This is a genomic window from Aeribacillus sp. FSL K6-1121, assembly GCF_038003725.1.
GTDB classification, from domain to species: Bacteria; Bacillota; Bacilli; order Bacillales; family Aeribacillaceae; genus Aeribacillus; species Aeribacillus composti.
Genome location: NZ_JBBOPS010000001.1, coordinates 1,095,223 through 1,113,784 on the forward strand (window position 1 = coordinate 1,095,223; position 18,562 = coordinate 1,113,784).

The following is an 18,562-nucleotide window of genomic DNA, read 5'->3' on the forward strand; positions in this document are numbered from 1 at the left end:
TTTACAATGGAAGTACAGGTGGTTCCTGTCCAAATCCAATCGTAAAGGATAACCATTATGGACAAGAATACACTAATTTCATCATTTGGTAAATGGGTTTCACCCATAAATATTCAAAAACTTAGCGAACAAGTCAAAGAATTGAAACAGGACTATTACACAAAAAAGCTGACAACAGAAGCCTATATTAAACTTTTATTGGTAGCCCAGCTGCTCGAATTTACGAGCTTAGAGGAAATGAGTGATGCACTTGTAGACGAAGATCTTCAAAAAGCACTCGGATTTGAATCGATAAGTGCCTCTCAGCTATCCCGAAAAAACAATCAGATCAACCCACTAATTCTTGCAAATTTGTTCTTGGATCTTGTTTGGAAAATTCAACGGCACCATTATCAAAACGGAAAGAATATGCCACTGAAAATCATTGATTCAAGTACACTCCCGTTGAATTTGACCCATTATAAATGGGCAAAATTCCGTAAAACAAAAGCTGGTGTAAAGCTACACTTACGGCTCGTTTTCATGGATAAAGACACCGTCTATCCTGAAAAAGCAGTGATTACGACAGCAAAAGAACATGACCGAAATCAACTCGAAGTCCTAGTGGATGATCAAGAAGCCATGTATGTGTTTGACCGCGGTTATGTGGACTATGAACGTTTTGATCGGATGACAGATGATGGCTATTTCTTCGTTTCAAGACTGAAGAAAAACGCAGTCATTCGTGAAGTCTATACATTTTCACTTCCTGATGATTGTCACGTTCTATCCGATAAAATGGTCTACATTGGTACCACACAAAATCGTACTGAAAATGTCTTTCGTCTACTAGAAGTTACGGACACAAAAGGGAACTTACTTCGTTTCATCACCAACCGATTTGATTTAAAACCAGAAGAGATAAGTGATATTTACCGATCTCGCTGGGCTATTGAGCTCTTTTTCAAATGGCTCAAGCAACACGTGGAAATTAAGCACTTTTATGGGATGAGTGAAACAGCTATTCAAAATCAAATTTTCTTAGCCCTTATCACGTATTGCTTACATGTTCTCATTCAATTGGAGATGAAAAGTAAGAAATCTCTACTTCGAATTACTCGTTGGTTAAAGAGAGCTCTGTGGAAACCAGCTTATGTTTGGTTGCGAAAATTTGATGGGCGAGCCAGTCCATAATCTCCCTTTTGTCGTTGTCCCTCTGGTTTAACTGTATATATTTACCAAATGGGCAGTGCCACCTTTCTTTAGGTTTTGTCTTTTTGGCACAAATTCACAAAAATTAATTAACAGAAAATTCTAACTATATTTATGCAATGCTAATGAGAGCAAGTATTATATTTTTAATGCTGACAGCACAAATGCAAATGCTCCAGATAAACCTAGCATCATTTTGAATTCAGGATGCTCCTGAAGCTTCTTTTTAATAGAAAGTAAGCCTATAATTAAAGAAGGTAAAGTAACCCCCCACCAAAATAAAGCCCATTCAATCGGCAGAAAACCTTCCATAATATGCATGGCGATGGCCTGTTCCGGGATAAAAACGAATAGAAATGATTGGGAGCTTCCTTTTCGGCCCAACAGCGATGAGTGTTGTTGGATTTATTGTTCTCTTTTTCCAATCATTATTTACACAAATTTATCTCTTGTTAATCCGCCATTTTCAAACATTTTTAGCTGATTGAAAACGCCAGTTTATTCATCGTGAAGAATACTCAAAGTTTTCAATAAATAGGGAAATATACAATTTAAAACTCTTGTACGATTCTTAGTTTTGCACTTTTTGTTATTTTGGAAAATGAAAAAAATTGACTTTGTCCTCAGGGACAGAAAGAATATAAAACGCCTCAAACTAATTCGTGGGCACAAATAAATCTTTGAGTATCTTCGGGACAGATAGAATATAAAACTCCTCAAACAGCAGGAAGCTAAATGGAAGCGACCTTTCACACTTACCATATGAAGCTGTTTATTTACTTTAAAAAGTTAAGGAAAACCGGGCGTTCAATTTTCACGCCCGGTTTTCCTTAATGCCCTCCATGCCCGTGTCCGTCTTCCTGAGCAATTTCAAGCTTGTCATCTAGAATTCCTTGTGTTTGAAAGGAAATTTGTTTTTGATCTCCGATGATAAAACCATGATTGTAAGGACCTGTTGTCGGGTCATCTTGAAAGGTTGGCTTGATGCTTGCCAAGAAATCATATGTTTCTTGTTGAAGCTGTCCTTTGTTTAACCAAATCATCGGTGCATGTTTGCCGAGATGTGAAAACGGAGCGGCAGCTAAAGCAAGCTCTGGTGAATCTGTTGAAATAAAAGAAACACCATGGCCCGGTTCCGTTATACCCCATCCGAATTGAGTGTCTTTATCTTTAAATTTGGCAAATTCAATCGAAGTGGTTACAGGGTCATTTCCAGCTATTCGATGAACAGTCCCGTATTCTTTCAATTGATTTTCTACATCTTTAGAAATAACCTTCTCTGGTCCTAAAATATAAATGTTTGCTTTCTTGTTCCGTTTCTTAAGCGCATCTTTCGTTTCTTTAGGAAGCTCGTGTTCAGCAGCAAACAGTATAGGCTCAGGCATATGGGAAATCCAATTAACGGCTGGTATGGAATATAGTTTATGTTGATCCTCTGAAGAAACGATGATCACGCTTTCTGGATAGCCTTCGGATACTTCTGCATAAGCTTGATCGACATTTCTTGCGAATTCTGCGGGATTTTTTCCTTTGATCTGTTCTATTTTATAACCTGACAACTGGTTGATGACATTGTTTGAAACATCTCCTAACACAACAATTTGAGTGCCGTTCCGGTTCCCAGTCGGATTTAACCGTTTGATTTCACTCAACACTTTATCGGGAATGTTATCTTGATGAATCAGTAAGATCGGGCCGTTATTTGGATGATGGATTAAGTCAGCTCCGGCTAATGTTGTTTGCCATTGACCAACAGGCGACAGAATAACGGCTCCGGGTTGATTTTCTTTATGTGTGGCAGGCCAAATGGTTTGGGATACGTAAATGGATGCACGAATTGGATCGGCAACAGGAATTCTCGTTATATTTTTCGTGTTTTGAACAATTAAGCTTTCTTCAGCATTTGGATTAAATTGTGCGGGCGCTTTGGAAAAGTCTTGATTTTTTGTGCTCTGAGTGTCTTTTCCGTTATGATTGGCATGATCATTCATATTTTCGTGGTCCATTTTTTCATGATTCATGTCTTCCGTATGTTCTCCTGTATGGCCGTTGCTGCTTCCGTTGGAACATGATGCAGAAAAGAGCATGAAAGCTGTTAAAACGGTAAGAAAAATCAGCAGCTTACTATTTTTTTTCATTCTAATTCCTCCTCCTAACATTTTCTTTGCATCTGTTTTAACAAAAAAATGTGCAAAAATGATGGAGACGGTCCATTTTTGATCCTGTAAATTTTTTTATGCGAAAATTATTTACTCGCCAAAAAGGTGTGCCCGCATTTGGCATCCGCTCGCTGTTTTAAAGTTCGGACGGGGGAGAACAGATAAGCGTTGGATGAAAATGATATAATGAAAAAATGAGAACAGAACGTTCGGTTAAAGGCGGCGAAGAGCTTTCCTTTTTGAAGAGAAAGCTAGTTGGCTGATAAGGAAGGGACAAAAAGTGAAAAAAATTTCGTTTAAATTAGGGCTGCTATTTTTCGTGTTTGTTTTGGGAGTCGAAATCATTTTATTTGTCTCATTGTACATAACTTTGGTCAATTCAAGAATTGAGGAGGAGTTTGAGCATCTATTGGCGAGAGGGAATAACCATCGCGATGTGCTGGAAAAAAACTTTGACCATTCCACGCTGGAGCATGTGACGATGATGGAATCGGAAGCGGTGACGGATGTAGTGATTACAAATGAGAAAGGCAATATATTGTATTATTCCGATGACATATTGCCTTTTGCCAAAAAAATTGTAAATACAATGGACAGAACGATTCCGCATGACGGAATAATCGTGCAAAGAAATTGGCAAAAAGAGTCGCATATAGCGACAGTAAGCCCGATACGTATTGACGGCAAGATCAAAGGGTATGTCTATATGTTTCAAAATACCGATGCTATTCAAAAAATGATCTATAAGTTAAAGCATCATTTCGTTTTGGTTGGATTTCTTTCGGTATTTTTAACCATTTTGACGATCGCTTTTTTATCAAAAGTGATAACAAATCCCCTTATTCGTATGAAACAGGCAACCGAAAAATTGAGCAAAGGCGATTTTTCTGTTCGCTTGCAAGTGAAAGGGGAGGACGAATTGGCGGAGCTGGGGGAAGCGATTCAAACATTGGCGAGAGATTTGGAATATTTAAAAAAAGAAAGAAAAGAATTTCTTGCCAGCATTTCTCATGAGCTCCGAACCCCTCTTACATATGTAAAAGGGTATGCAGATATCGCAAGAAGGCCGAATCTAAAAGAAGAGGAGAGGAACCGCTATTTGTCCATTATTTATGAAGAAGCGGAGAATATGCAAAAGCTTGTAAAGGAACTGTTTGAATTAGCAAAGATGGATCAACATTCATTTCAAATCCATAAGGAACCGGCCAACCTGTGTGATTTCTTAAAGAAATTACATGACAAAATGCTACCTGCGTTTCATGAGAAAAACATGTCACTTATCTATAAATGTGAAAAAAACATTACCGTCCAAATTGACCAAAAGCGATTTGAGCAGGTGATGATCAATTTGTTGGACAATGCTTTAAAATATTCCGATGAAGGCTCAGTTGTATCGATTGAAGCAAGAGCGGAGAAAAACAGCATAGTGATCATTGTTTCAGACGATGGAATCGGAATTCCAGAGGAAGATTTGCATCATATTTTTGAACGATTTTACCGAGTGGATAAATCAAGATCAAGAACAAGCGGCGGTACTGGTCTCGGATTGGCCATTGTTAAGGAGATCGTCGAAGCGCACGGAGGAACGGTTTACGCCGCCAGTGAATACGGAAAACGAACAAACGTTGTTATCACGCTGCCGGAGGTATAAGGATGTACACGATTTTGCTCGTTGATGATGAAAGAAAAATGTTGGACTTGCTGGAGCTTTATCTTTCCCCTCAAGGATATCATTGCGTCAAGTGCGAATCAGGACTATCAGCCATCCGATATTTAGAAAACAACAAAGCTGAACTTGTCCTGCTCGATATTATGATGGCGGAAATGGATGGCTGGGAAACCTGCCGGAAAATAAGAGAATTTTCAAACGTTCCTATTATAATGGTAACAGCAAGAGACCAAACATTCGACATTGTTAAAGGCCTCAAACTCGGTGCGGACGACTATATAACAAAACCGTTTGACGAAGCTGAACTGCTTGCTCGCATCGAAGCGGTGCTGCGTCGTTCCGCAGGAAAGCGTTCAATTATTGATGTTCAAGGATTGGTGTGGGATCAAGAAGAACATAAAGTCCATTTTCAAAACGAAGACATATTATTAACGCCGAAAGAATTCGATATTTTAGGGCTGCTTTTAAAGCACCCGAACAGAGCGTTCAGCAGGGAAGAAATCATTTTATCCTTATGGGGATACGATGCTGAAACTGAGGAGCGCACCATCGACTCTCATGTAAAAAATATCCGCGAAAAACTGAGACAAGCCGGTTTTCCGATCGATCAATTCCTTCGCACTGTTTGGGGAGTAGGGTATAGATGGGGAAAATAGCTGTATTGCCGGATTAGCTTTTTTTAATGCTGATACGGCAAGAGTGCATACATCTTTTATATTTGTTAATAGGCAGATGAGAGCCAGCTTATGTCTGGCTCTTTTTTATGTTTTGGAACCAATTTACAGATCATCTGTCATTTGCTTTCCGACCTTTAGCAAGAATAATTTTGTTCGAACTGTAAAAAACTACCCACAAATAAATGAATTAAAAAAGGGGTAAGTTATATGGAGCGCTTTGAGGAATTGAACAAAAATTATATAAATGGTGAATGGGTCGAAGGATTAAGTGAAAGAAAATATGAAAATTTGAATCCATATGATGGAACTGTCATTCAAACGATTCAACTGGCGACTTCACAACAACTTGAACAGGCATTTTTAAACGCAAAGGAAGCTCAAAAAGAATGGGGAAAAACATCGTCAGAAGAACGAGAAGAAGTGCTGCGGAAAACCGCGGAATTTTTTAAAAAAAATCGTGACGAAATCATAAAAGTGATCTCTCGTGAAACAGGCGGAAGCTTCATAAAGGCTAACGTTGAACTTGACTTGACGGTAGGGCTTGTGGAAGAAGCTGTGAAAATGGCCAAGAAATTAGATGAAGTGAGGGAAATTGAAGCCGATATAAAGGGGAAAGTGAATCGTGTTTATCGTCTTCCTTTAGGAGTTATAACATCCATCTCGCCTTTTAATTTTCCGATGAATTTATCCATTCGGACAATTGCTCCTGCTATTGCACTTGGAAACAGTGTCGTTCATAAACCTGATATTCAAACAGCCTTGACAGGAGGATCAATCATTGCGAGGGCATTTGAATATGCAGGACTGCCAAAAGGTGTTTTTCAATGTATTTTAACGGATATTGATGAAATTGGCGATGACATGCTCACTTCTCCGCATTCACAGCTTATTAGCTTTACTGGTTCAACGCCAGTTGGCAAGCATATCGGAAAAATTGCCGGCAGCATGCTGAAAAGGGTTGCCCTTGAACTAGGCGGAAATAACCCGTTCATTGTTCTGGCAGATGCAAATGTAGACCGTGCTGTTGATGCAGCTATTTTTGGAAAGTTTATACATCAAGGTCAAATTTGTATGATTGTAAACAGAATTATTGTCCATAAAAATAAATATGATGAATTTGTACAAAAATTTGTGGAAAAAGCCAAATCGTTGCCTTACGGAGACCCGTCTGACCCGAAAACAATTATTGGACCGCTTATAAACGAAACACAAATTGAAAAAGCTTTAAATATTATAAATGAAGCAAAAAAAGAAGGAGCAAAAATTGCGTTGGAAGGGAAGCGTATCGGAAATATTTTAACTCCGACTGTATTTGTGGATGTTGATAACAACAGCAAGCTTGCTCAAACTGAGTTATTTTCACCAATTGCTACGATCATGAAAGCGGAATCAGACGATCATGCAATTGAAATGGCGAATAATACAGAATATGGTTTAAGCTCTGCGATTTTTACAGAGGATTTAAGTGAAGGTGAACAACTAGGACTTCAAATTGAAAGCGGAATGACTCATATCAATGATCAAACAGTCAACGACAGCCCGACAATTCCGTTTGGCGGAACAAAGTCGAGCGGAATGGGTAGATTTGGAAATCCTTGGGTGGTAGAAGAATTTACGATGACAAAATGGATTTCGATTCAAAAAGAATATCGAAAATATCCTTTTTAACAACATCCCGACCTGCCAAACAATAAGGGATTTTTGAACGAACAGTTAATGGTTAACTGAAAATGAATTTGTGTATCATTTTTGCTTGGCAAATAATCATGACGTTTCCAAACTCTTTCCCGCGATTTTTGGGAAAGTTTTTTATGTTGTGCACTTTTAAAAATCTAGAAATGAGCAGGATGATCTTTTCTAATCTCGTGATATGAGCATAGATAGTTTTACTGTCACTATTTCTGCATCTTTTTAATATTCAATCCGGCTTCAAAAAACGATGAAGCGTGTGTCTCGTTATCTTAGGCAGCGATGGATTACGACTCAAGAAGCTTTCCAGCTTGTCGTTAAATATTTTCATTTATACTCTATTGGATAATAACGGGTGAATACTGGCTGCTTATTATCCGATTTCACTTTCAATCCGGCTTTAGCGTATTGTTCCAATTATTTTAATTATCATTGTTTAGAAATCTCTAATGTTCCAGTACCAACAAAAAAATGTTATTATTGGATAAAAAGGAGAAACATGTATGTCAAAAGAATCTGTTTCAGCTTTAGGGTATATACTTATTTCTATTGTTTTGATAATTTCAATTTATTTGTTAATTGAACCCAATTCACTAGTGCCTGAAGCATATAAGCTGGCTGTTGATGGTTATGTAATTGCTAGAACTTTAGTAATTCTTTTTATCTTGTATTTAGTGTCAAAACTAGGATTTTTATTTATAAATAAAAAAAATTAACTTCAAACTGTGAAATAATTAAAAAGTAAAGTGAATGGCTCTGTCGGTATCATAAGCTGCCATTATAGACAGCAGCATCTAAATAATAACGCTGTTCGTCCATTCCTATATTTTAATTTTTCGGAATGAAACTTCCTAAGTTTTGGCTAAAATGATTCTTTTGTGGATCCATATGAATCGATATAATGATTCCATATCATGTATTGAACAGGAGAGGGAAAAAATCGTTTATGAAAAGGTACATTCATACGAAAGCAAAATAGGCGAAAAAATAGAAAGAAGGATGAAGGTGCATGAACGTTTTTGAAGCTATACAGAAAAGACGTGAAATGACAAAGTTTCTAGATCAGCCTATACCAAATGAACGGTTGGAGCAAATTTTAGAAGCAGCTTATTTAGCCCCTTCTGGGAACAATCTTCCTTCCAGGGAGTTTATACTTATAACAAATCGTGAAAAGCTTGATGAATTGGCAAACGCCACGCCTTTTGTTTCTTGGTTGAAAGAGGCGAAAGCGGCCATAGCCGTTACAGGCTGCCCGGAAGTGAGCAAATATTGGCTGCAGGACGCCTCGATCGCATGCGGTTTTATATGGCTGACTGCAACTGAATTAGGTTTAGGGGCTGCTTTTGGTGCGATATATCACTCACAGGATCAAGAAGAATCAAAAAAACGGGAAGACTTTGTCCGGACAGCCTTAAACATTCCATCAGACCGCCGCGTAGTTGCAATATTAGGTTTAGGTTATCCTGAAAAGGAACCGCCCGCAAAAGAAATGGTTCGGAAGGAATCTATTATTCATTATGAACGGTTTCAAACGTAATTACGTTTGCGGAAATTTTGAAAAACCTTTTTCCAAGCAACATATGTAAGGAAAAAGGTTATACGAGTGTCATAGCATTTTATGGAATTTTTTGAAAATCGAGCTTTTCCATAAACTCGACAAACGCTTTCACAAATTTCAGTTGGATCGATTCCTTGTGATAAAACATCCAAGTTTTTCTTAAAATGGGCTTCCCATTTTTCGATTTCAGATCGATTTTATAAATATCGTCGGCATCATCTAAAATCAAGCTTGGCAAAATAGCGTAACCTAATCCGTTCAACACCATTTTTTTGCACGTATCTGCTTTATCGACTTCGATGCTGATCAATGGTGGTTGGGAGTAATTCTCAAACCACCAATTGTCCACTGCCGTTTTTAGCAAGGGATCCGTCCGGTAATCAATTCTCGGCAAATTTGGAAGATCGCGGAGATCTATTTTGTCTTTAGAAGCAATACAAATGGATTCCTCAAATAGTAATCGTTTTTGATCGTTCCAGCTGTAAGCTCCTTTTACGAAAGCGACATGGACTTCGTGGCTGTGGATCAAATGGGCTATCTCGCTGCTCGAGCCTGTCAGGACCTTAAATTCAATGTCGGGATACTCGTTTTTAAAAAGCTTTAAAAGACCGGGGAGTTTATAATCTGTAAAGTAATTGGAAACCCCTAATCTTAATGTGCCGGTTACTCGGTTCTCCATGTTCACAACATTTTCTTTTATTTTTTGTATTTTCAGCAGCATTTGATTCGCACATTTCGCTAAATATTCTCCTTGCGGGGTAAATTCAACTCCCCGCCTTCCTCGATGAACAATCTGTACACCGAATTCCTTTTCAATTTGCTGAAGCCGGTTTGTTAAAGCTGGTTGAGAAATATATAAATTTTTTGCAGCTTTTGTAATGTTTTTTTCGTTGTAGAGAACTTTCAAAATAAGCCAGTCTCGATCATCCATCGTCATCACCTCTCTTTTTCCATCAATAATTTTTATAATCATGCATAGATTATTGATATTTTATTTATATCTAAAAAAAGTATACAATATGTTTGTAGCAAGTTCGAATGCCGCAAGATATTTTGTTTAGAAAGAAGGATTGAAATGATACGAACGAAAGGTTTCTTGCGCAATGTTTCGTTTATTTTATTCAGCAGTATTGGAGGATTGCTTTTATCTCTAACAGGCCTTTCCATCGGCTGGATGCTCGGAACATTGGTGATGGCAGGGGCTTTTTCATTTTGGAGCCATACCAATTCAACATCGTCCGATGACAAGTATGTTTTGCCCCGATTTTGGATGAATGCTGGGCAATTTATTTTGGCGATTGAATTAGGGCAAAAAATCAATTTGACAGTTATAGATATTTTTAGAGATCATTGGATGTCCATCATGACAATGCTTCTCTTGTCCATTGTTTTCTCGCTGCTGTCTGGACTCGTTTTGTGGAAGTTCAGTCATACAGATTTATTGACTAGTTTGTTCGGAACGGTGCCCGGGGGCTTGTCTGTTATACCCGGCATAGCAGAAGAAGTCGGGGGCAACATTGGTGTCGTCAGCATTATACAAACGATGCGGGTATTTTTAGTAGTGCTTGTGATCCCGTTTCTTGTTTCTTCATTTGCGGTCCATTCTGCGAAGCTTGAAGTTTCGAACAACCAATCAGCGTTCATTTTTCCTAGCTTGGAAATGGACGAAATGATTTGGACGGCAGTATTGGCACTAGGGGCATTGGCAGGGTATTACATTGGAAAGCGGCTGAAGTTCCCTGCACCTTGGCTCGTTGGCGGAATGCTTGGTGCTGCTAGTATTCAAGCAGCCGGCTCATCATTTGCAGGCCACAACTTGACGCCATGGTGGCCGAACATTTTGATCATAGCGGCGCAAGTTTTCATCGCTGCAAGCATCGGCTCGAAATTTCATAAAAAGATGTTTACAGGGCTAGGGAAAACAATGGCGGTTGCTTTATTCAGCACGATTGGTTTAATTCTTTCCTTGTTTATTTGCGCTTTTATTGTTTCAAAGCTGACTGGAATAACCTTTGTCACAGCAGTTCTTGCATTTGCGCCGGGCGGTATTACGGAGATGGCTACAACAGCCGCTGTACTTCATGAAGATTCAACATTTGTTGTGGTCGTTCAAGTACTGCGCATTGTGTTAGTATGCATCGCAGTACCTCCATTGATCAAACTGCTCCATCAAAGAAGATTGCGCAATAGAGCACATTCGCATGCAGCAAGAAATATTTGATTGACATTAGGAACTTAAGACATGAAGCTTTTCAAGACTGACAGCTTCAAGTAAAATGGTAAGCGATGAATCTAATAGAAAGAGTGGTTGAGATGAAATATTTTGTCGTATTATTGCCGATGAAAGATGAAGAAAAAAGCAAAGCGTTTCGGAATGATCACTTGAATTATTTAGAGCAGAAAGGAAAAGAAGGAAAAATATTTGCAAAAGGCAGATTTACCGACGGCACAGGCGGTATGGTGATTTATCGCGCCGGCTCTTTTGAAGAGGCCGAAAAGCTTGCGAAAGAAGATCCATATGTTGTGACTGGCGCTAGAGGGTATGAGATTCACGAATGGGAAATGGTCAGCGACGCAGTGCTCCCAAATTAAGATTTTGATAGGAAAGCCGTTGTAGAATGACAGAACATTTGCATCGGTGCTGTCCGTTAGTCTCTAAAATAAAGCCCTTAGAGAAAAAGAGCTGTTTTTCTCTAAGGGCTTTTGTATGTTTACGATTTTTCTCAAAAAAACAGTTCGCAGATGCCGACTGCTTTCAATATGCTGTGGGCTGAAGGCACAATTCTGATAACATTTATATGCAAAAAACAATCATCAGAATTTTCTTGACTTATTTGTTATTATTATCGATAATGATAATAATAACATAAATAAAGGAGAAATTAACATGATTGAACAATTTGTCAGCTTTCAAAGCTGCGGATATGAGTTAAAAGGAACATTATCCATGTTACAAAACAGCCAAAAGCCGGCTATTCTCATTCTTTCCGGTTCTGGTCCGTTGAATCGCGACGGCAATGATGCAAAAGGAAAATTCCAGTTGAATATATATAAGCAATTGGCATCATTTCTTACTTCTTTAGGATTTATCGTGTTGCGATATGATAAAAGGGGAGTTGGTGAAAGCGGCGGCGATTATTTATCTGCAGGAATGTGGGATTTCGTCCGGGATGCAGCTAGCGCTGTACAATTTTTAAAACAACATCCGCTTGTTGATGAAAATCGGATCATTGCCTTGGGGCACAGTGAAGGAACAACATTGGCAGTTGCTTTAAACACCTTGGAGAAAATGGATGGGCTCATTCTTCTCTCAGGGGCAGGGGAGAGGCTGGAAGAAGCTTTAACGAGACAGAGAAAGCTTGTGTATGAAGCTTTAAACAATGTAACAGGTTTAAAAGGAAAAATGATCCGCATGTTTAACATCGAGCAAAAAAACGAAAAAAAGTCGAATGCCCTTTTTGAAAAAATCATGCAATCTGATCAAGATGTGATCAAAGTTGGTTTTCAAAAAATAAATGCTAAATGGTTTCGGGAGCATTTGCAATACGATGTGCTCGAAGATTTGAAAAAAATAGAATGCCCTGTTTTGGCCATTACCGGTGACAAGGACGTTCAAGCTGATCCGGAAAAGCTCAACCGCCTCCCCGCTATAGTGAAAGGGGAGTTGGAATATTATATGATTCAAAATATGGATCATTTATTGAAAAAACAAGAAGATGAGATTAATATGTTGAAAATGAAAAAAAATTATATCAAAAATGCGGATCAACCGCTTCACGAAGAGCTTTGCGACCATTTGAAAAATTGGTTGAACAAACGGTACAATGAGGTGTTTTCATGATTGAATCAAAAGCTGCTTTAATCTTGCATCCGGTACGGATTCGGATCATTCAAACATTGATCGGAAAACGCTTGACTGTGCAGGAAATAATGGAGTTTCTGCCGGAAGTTCCGCAAGCATCCTTGTACAGACATTTAAAAAAACTTGAAGAAGCAAAGCTGATTGAAATCGTTGAGAAAAGAAAGATAAGGGGAACAATAGAAAAAGTTTATGCCTTGCCGGATGAAACGATTGGGCTCGAAGACAGCGATTTGCAGCATATAAGCAGAGATGAACATTTGAACATATTTATGAGATTTATCGCCAATATTTTAGCGGATTATGAGAGATATTTACGACAAGAACAAATCGATCTCCTAAAAGATGGGGTGGGATTTCGGCAGGTTCGCTTTTATGCAAGCGACGAAGAGTTTTTTCAATTTGCTCAAACTATCAACCGGGCGATGAAAAAGCTAATGGAAAACCAGCCTGCTCCTAACCGAAAAAAAAGAATTTTTACATCTATCATCATGCCGGAAGCAGAAGAAAAATTAAAATAGTGCAGTTTTTTTTATCCGCTTTGATTGGAAATGAAAAGCTAATCAATATGGATCAAAACAGGAGGATTATGTTCTGAACGAGCTATAACTAGAAAAATTGGGGAAGCGATCTGATTGTTGCTTCGGAATTGTCATGGGGCTGTCCAGAAAGTCAAAATCCACTGAAAACGAAACATCATAAGCATTGATATATCAACGGATCAACGTTTCTAAAACATTAAAGGGGCGTCTATAAGCCGGAAAATCGACTTATTAGACTGCCCCATAAAGTTTCAAAATTAATGCATGTGGAGGAATTTATGTGGCGAGCTGGAAGAAAGTTCGGCTTGGTGAGATTGTTCAAATAAATCCTGAATCATTAACGAAACAATTTCCCTTTCAAATGATCGATTACATCGATATTTCGTCTGTTGGAACAGGCGAACTGAGGGAGACATCGCAATATTTGATTCATGAAGCGCCCAGCAGAGCAAAAAGGCTGGTTCGAGCAGGCGATACAATTCTTTCGACCGTCCGTCCGAATCGAAGATCCTTTTTGTTTTTAAAAAATCCGAAAGAAAATCAAGTTGTATCGACCGGTTTTGCGGTTCTTCGGCCTACGGAGCATATTCATCCGAGGTATGTGTATTACCTTATTTCCAATCAATCTTTTACAGATTATTTAGTTTCTCAGGAACAGGGAGCTGCGTATCCGGCTGTCAGCATGGATTCTATTAAAAATGCGCTCGTATTGCTGCCGGACATGCGGACGCAAGAGAAGATTGCGGACATATTAGGAACAATTGATGATAAAATTGAACTGAATATCAAGATAAATAAAACGATCGATGAAACGATCATGACACTTTACAAATACTGGTTCATAGAGTTTGGGCCTTTTAAAGATAGAGGGTTCGAACTTTCTGAATTGGGAATGATTCCGAAAGGATGGAAGGCAGGAACATTAGGTGAAGTTATAGAATTACAAAATGGATATGCTTTTAAAAGCAAGGAATGGAAATGTGAAGGCATACCAGTAATAAAAATAAAAAATATTGTCCCGCCTTTCATCAACAAAGAAGATGCAGCATATGTAGATCCATCTTTATTCCATCGATTAGATCGTTTCAAAATTACACAAGGAGATCTGCTCATTGGGCTAACAGGCGCTGAAATCGGGAAATGCGGCATTTACTATTTTGAAGAACCCGCATTATTAAATCAACGTGTCGGCAAATTTTATTCTAGCGTGCACGAGATGAACACATTGCCATTTGTCTATGCCATAACTAAATTGCCGGATTTCCGCCAAAAAATTTTAGATCGGTCTACTGGATCTGCACAGCCGAATGTCAGCGCGGATGAGATAAAAAAAATGAAAATTGTGCTTCCGCCGGATGATATTTTAAAAAAATTTATACGTTTCACCAGCAATTATTATGCGATGATGATACATAATGCCAATGAAAATGACCGGCTCAAAAAATTGCAAAACGCTTTGCTGCCCCGGCTTTTATCAGGGGAGATGGATGTATTAGATGCTGAAAAGCATGTTGCTAACATGATGTAAAATGATAAATAAGTTCCAAAAGAGGGGGATTGTCCCCCCCTTTTTTGGAATACTGCTACTTATCTTTCCAGTTCAATAGGAGATCCAGCATGTTTAGTATGAATTTTTGATCTTCAACCGGCCTTGCCTGAAGTTTTGTAATAATTTGCGACAAAGTATAATCTGGTTTTTTTGAATTTGGTTGAATAGATTTAAATAATTCCTCTAAAGAAACCTCAAGCGCCGTTGCGATTTTGTTAATACTTTCCAATGTTGCGTTTTTTTCACCTCTTTCTAATTGTCCAATATAAGTAGCATGTAGATTTGCTATATCTGCTAATTCTTCTTGACTCCACCCTTTCTTCTTGCGAAAATTTCGGATTCTTTCTCCGATTATTTGCTGTATTTTAGTCATGAACCGTCACTCCTTGGGGATAATAGTGATTCCTTTTTACAATCTACTATGAGAGTTAAGCCCCCAAGAGACTATTGATATTAAAAGTATTAAAATATATACTAAAAATATGAAATATAACATTAGACATTATCCGAAATAGGTCTATAGATAGACGTATAGGAGGTTCTTCCATTGGTTAAATGGGAAATTAGAAGGATAAAAGAAATTATAGATAACAAATCATTTTGTCATTTTTTTCAACCTATTTATGAATTAAAAGAATCAAAAATATATGGATACGAAGCTTTGCTTCGCTGCAAATATTTTTCCGATCTGGAAATTTTGTTTCAAATCGCCCGTGAATGCGGTTTTTTATATGAACTGGATACTTGCTCCATTCACAATGCAATAACATCGATGGGAGACCTGCAGCAAAAGCTGTTTATTAACGTATTTCCATCGACGATTGTTCATCATTCTTTTACCCAATTTATAAAAAAAATAAACCTTTTTTTTCAGTCGACCGAAAAAGTAGTTTTTGAAATAAATGAAAGTGAAAAAATCGAAAATATTGAATTGTTGAAAAAAAATATTCAATTTTTAAAAGATGAAGGGTATAAAGTTGCCGTTGATGATTTCGGAAAAGGTGAAATATCGTTAGAAACCATTGTCGATTTAAACCCGCATTATATTAAAGTCGATCGTTCTTTAGGCCAAAATTTATATAATTCGGGCAAAAATCAAGATGTTATTAAAAAACTTTTATTTCTTTGCGAACGTACCAATATGAAACTAGTTTTAGAAGGAATTGAGAAAAAAGAAGATTTAGACATGGCTAAAGCATTGGGGGTTCATTACGCTCAAGGATATTTATTAGGCGAGCCGAAGCCGATGAGGGAAAATACAAAAAAATAATTGCTGCTTATTCATAGTAAATGAATTAGAAAAATAAATTTTATCGGATCGAACATATAGACTATTTTCAGATTATTTTTGCTTCATTGACGTAAAAGAACCGCACTAAATGAACGATAAAATTAATGAAAACGCTTAAATAAAGGATTATCGGTTCATTATATTTTTGACCATATACGTTCGATGTTAGCTAAAAAAATACATATTTGACAATAAATGATTAATTAACTAAATAAAAAAAGTATGTTTAGAGGCCGATAATTAAAATGTCAAGCAACCAATTTCGGATTTGGGGAGTGAAAATGGATGGAAATGAGTTCGTAACGCTTTTCTAAGAGGAAAGAACGAATTCTTTAAAAAAATTATGGCATAACAAAGGGGTAATGATTTTCATGAAAAAGAAATTTCAATTCACGATACGTATGAAGCTAATGACCATTTCATTTCTATTATTAACGATTCCGTTAGTCATTTTAGGCTTGTTAAGCTATCAGAAAACAACTTCCAGTTTAAACAAGCTGGGGGAAAAGAACTTAAAAAATAGCGTCGAAATGACCATTGAGTTAATCGATGCGTTAAATAAAGAGGTTGAAAAGGGAACATTGTCTTTAGAAGAAGCGCAGGAACAGGTAAAAGTTGCGATATTGGGGGAAAAGAATGCTGACGGCAAACGGTCAATTAATAAAAATTTTGATTTAGGCGAAAACGGATACATGTATATTATCGATCAAAAAGGAACTCTTATTGCACATCCAGTTATAGAAGGCAGACAAGGCTGGAATGACGAAGATTCCAAAGGCGTAAAATTCAATCAAAAAATGATTAAAACCGGAAATGAAGGTGGCGGTTTAACTTATTACGAATGGGCTTTGCCTGACAACGAAAATCGAATTGAAAAAAAAGTCGCCTATTCAAAAACTGATCCTCATTGGGGATGGGTTGTATGTGCGGGCACGTATTTAATGGATTTCAATCAGCCGGCTAATGATCTTCTCGTTTTTTTAATGATTGTCATTGGCGCAACGATTGTGATTGGATTTTTCATCGTATGGCTGTTTTCAAACAGCATTTCCAAACCAATACACGCCGTATCTGAGCGCATGCATTTGCTGGCTAATGGAGATTTAACACAAGGTGAAATAAAAATCCGTTCGAAAGATGAAACACAAAATCTGGCACATGCCATAAATCAGCTGCAAAAGAAACTGAAAGAAATGATTACAAACATTTCGAATGCTTCTGAAGTACTGACAAGCCACAGCGAGGAGATGACCCACTCTGCAAATGAAGTGAAGGCCGGATCAGAGCAGGTTTCAACCACCATGCAGGAATTGGCATCAGGCGCTGAAACGCAAGCAAGCAGCGCGAGCGACATGGCAGCAAAGATGGAGGTATTTGTCGAAAAAGTTCAAGATGCCAGCGAAAAAGGGGAGCATATTGAATCAGTCTCCAGAGAGGTGCTTGAAATTGCCGGCAAAGGAAATAAACTAATGATGTCTTCTACCGAACAAATGTCGAAAATTGACGAAATTTTTCAACAATCTGTTGATAAAGTGCTCGGTTTAAACGGACATTTGCAAAAAATTACAAAACTCGTATCAGTCATACAAGGAATTGCGGACCAAACGAATCTTCTAGCATTAAACGCAGCGATTGAAGCGGCAAGAGCAGGCGAAAACGGAAAAGGCTTTGCAGTAGTTGCAGATGAAGTAAGAAAGCTCGCTGAACAAGTTTCCGTCTCAATCTCAGACATAACAAGCATTGTCGACAATATCCAAAATGAATCAAAGAATGTAGTTGATGCTTTAAAGAGCGGCTATCAGGAGGTTGAACAAGGAACAGAGCAAATTAAAAATACAGGCGCAACATTTCAAACGATCAACAAAGCTGTTACGGACATGGTTCATCATATTCAAACGATTGCGAACAACTTGAAGGAAATCGCTTCCAACAGCCGGGAAATGAACCGTTCCATCGAGGAAATAGCCTCGATCTCCGAGCAATCAGCAGCAGGTATTGAGCAAACCTCTGCGGCAGCCGAACAAACAAGCAGTTCTATGGAAGAAGTGGCGAACAGCTCCGAACAACTAGCGAAGCTAGCCGAAGAGCTGAATGAATTTGTACGGCAATTTAAGCTTTAGAAAGAAGAATGTGTTTGATTTTTTTGATATCAGAAGATGTATTTGGGTGGGGATAAATGTCCTCACCTTAAACTTTTGAGCGATACATAGACCAGCTCCCTGCAAAAAGGGGGATAAATGTTCAGTATTGCTGGCATTTAGAGGGGGAAGACAACTTGCATAAATGTCAGATCAAATACAGACCTTTCTTTATTAGAAAGGAGATCAGTCGTAAAAGCATACATTTGATTAGAGATTAGTTCTTAGTGTGCACGAATT

The 18,562-nt window shown here is 38.0% G+C and carries 16 protein-coding genes and 1 pseudogene; 13 read left to right on the plus strand and 4 right to left on the minus strand.

What is annotated here, in order from left to right:
- Positions 1-57 precede the first annotated feature (57 nt).
- Entirely contained in the window at positions 58-1,173 is a 1,116-nt protein-coding gene (locus NSQ61_RS05505) for an IS4 family transposase (RefSeq protein WP_340806227.1), read from the plus strand.
- Positions 1,174-1,332: 159 nt separating this feature from the next.
- Here the strand turns inward: NSQ61_RS05505 and NSQ61_RS05510 are convergent.
- Both NSQ61_RS05510 and NSQ61_RS05515 read right to left on the minus strand, forming a co-directional pair.
- Positions 1,333-1,512: pseudogene (locus NSQ61_RS05510) on the minus strand (energy-coupling factor ABC transporter permease); the annotation flags it as partial.
- A gap of 509 nt (positions 1,513-2,021) precedes the next feature.
- Positions 2,022-3,329 (minus strand): cell wall-binding repeat-containing protein, encoded by a 1,308-nt coding sequence (locus NSQ61_RS05515; RefSeq protein WP_412674572.1) that lies wholly within the window; start codon positions 3,327-3,329, stop codon positions 2,022-2,024.
- 301 nt (positions 3,330-3,630) lie between these two features.
- Between NSQ61_RS05515 and NSQ61_RS05520 the strand changes: the two genes are divergently transcribed.
- The 5 genes from NSQ61_RS05520 to NSQ61_RS05540 all read left to right on the plus strand — a co-directional run bounded on the left by NSQ61_RS05520 (position 3,631) and on the right by NSQ61_RS05540 (position 8,922).
- Entirely contained in the window at positions 3,631-5,001 is a 1,371-nt protein-coding gene (locus tag NSQ61_RS05520; RefSeq protein ID WP_339196323.1) for a sensor histidine kinase, read from the plus strand.
- Between the two features lie 2 nt (positions 5,002-5,003).
- Positions 5,004-5,675: a response regulator transcription factor gene (locus NSQ61_RS05525; protein WP_339196321.1), complete on the plus strand. Its 672-nt coding sequence runs from the start codon at positions 5,004-5,006 to the stop codon at positions 5,673-5,675.
- Positions 5,676-5,903: 228 nt separating this feature from the next.
- Positions 5,904-7,364, plus strand: coding sequence for an aldehyde dehydrogenase family protein (locus NSQ61_RS05530; protein ID WP_340733830.1), 1,461 nt, complete (start codon positions 5,904-5,906; stop codon positions 7,362-7,364).
- Between the two features lie 524 nt (positions 7,365-7,888).
- Positions 7,889-8,101, plus strand: a complete 213-nt coding sequence (locus NSQ61_RS05535; RefSeq protein WP_066251603.1) for a hypothetical protein — start codon at positions 7,889-7,891, stop codon at positions 8,099-8,101.
- 293 nt (positions 8,102-8,394) lie between these two features.
- Positions 8,395-8,922 carry a nitroreductase family protein gene (locus NSQ61_RS05540; protein WP_063387794.1) on the plus strand — a complete coding sequence of 176 codons (528 nt, stop codon included), beginning with the start codon at positions 8,395-8,397 and terminating at the stop codon, positions 8,920-8,922.
- Positions 8,923-9,001: 79 nt separating this feature from the next.
- On the opposite strand, the gene NSQ61_RS05545 is transcribed toward NSQ61_RS05540, so the two are convergent.
- On the minus strand, positions 9,002-9,874 hold the full coding sequence (locus NSQ61_RS05545) for a LysR family transcriptional regulator (RefSeq protein ID WP_340806249.1): 873 nt from the start codon (positions 9,872-9,874) through the stop codon (positions 9,002-9,004).
- Positions 9,875-10,018: 144 nt separating this feature from the next.
- Between NSQ61_RS05545 and NSQ61_RS05550 the strand changes: the two genes are divergently transcribed.
- From NSQ61_RS05550 to NSQ61_RS05570, 5 genes are all read left to right on the plus strand, one after another.
- A complete protein-coding gene (locus NSQ61_RS05550; protein ID WP_094245887.1) occupies positions 10,019-11,164 on the plus strand; it encodes an AbrB family transcriptional regulator in 1,146 nt (381 codons plus the stop codon).
- Between the two features lie 92 nt (positions 11,165-11,256).
- Positions 11,257-11,535, plus strand: coding sequence for a YciI family protein (locus NSQ61_RS05555; protein ID WP_066251612.1), 279 nt, complete (start codon positions 11,257-11,259; stop codon positions 11,533-11,535).
- Between the two features lie 295 nt (positions 11,536-11,830).
- Positions 11,831-12,784 (plus strand): alpha/beta hydrolase, encoded by a 954-nt coding sequence (locus NSQ61_RS05560; RefSeq protein ID WP_340733825.1) that lies wholly within the window; start codon positions 11,831-11,833, stop codon positions 12,782-12,784.
- Entirely contained in the window at positions 12,781-13,323 is a 543-nt protein-coding gene (locus NSQ61_RS05565) for a helix-turn-helix domain-containing protein (RefSeq protein ID WP_339196309.1), read from the plus strand. Before NSQ61_RS05560 ends, NSQ61_RS05565 begins: the two co-directional genes overlap by 4 nt.
- Positions 13,324-13,624: 301 nt before the next feature.
- A complete protein-coding gene (locus tag NSQ61_RS05570; RefSeq protein ID WP_340806251.1) occupies positions 13,625-14,872 on the plus strand; it encodes a restriction endonuclease subunit S in 1,248 nt (415 codons plus the stop codon).
- A gap of 55 nt (positions 14,873-14,927) precedes the next feature.
- Here NSQ61_RS05570 and NSQ61_RS05575 read toward each other — a convergent pair whose 3' ends face one another.
- Positions 14,928-15,266 (minus strand): helix-turn-helix domain-containing protein, encoded by a 339-nt coding sequence (locus tag NSQ61_RS05575; protein ID WP_340806253.1) that lies wholly within the window; start codon positions 15,264-15,266, stop codon positions 14,928-14,930.
- Between the two features lie 174 nt (positions 15,267-15,440).
- Between NSQ61_RS05575 and NSQ61_RS05580 the strand changes: the two genes are divergently transcribed.
- Both NSQ61_RS05580 and NSQ61_RS05585 read left to right on the plus strand, forming a co-directional pair.
- Positions 15,441-16,163: an EAL domain-containing protein gene (locus tag NSQ61_RS05580; protein WP_339209826.1), complete on the plus strand. Its 723-nt coding sequence runs from the start codon at positions 15,441-15,443 to the stop codon at positions 16,161-16,163.
- A gap of 392 nt (positions 16,164-16,555) precedes the next feature.
- On the plus strand, positions 16,556-18,304 hold the full coding sequence (locus NSQ61_RS05585; RefSeq protein ID WP_340806256.1) for a methyl-accepting chemotaxis protein: 1,749 nt from the start codon (positions 16,556-16,558) through the stop codon (positions 18,302-18,304).
- Positions 18,305-18,562 lie beyond the last annotated feature (258 nt).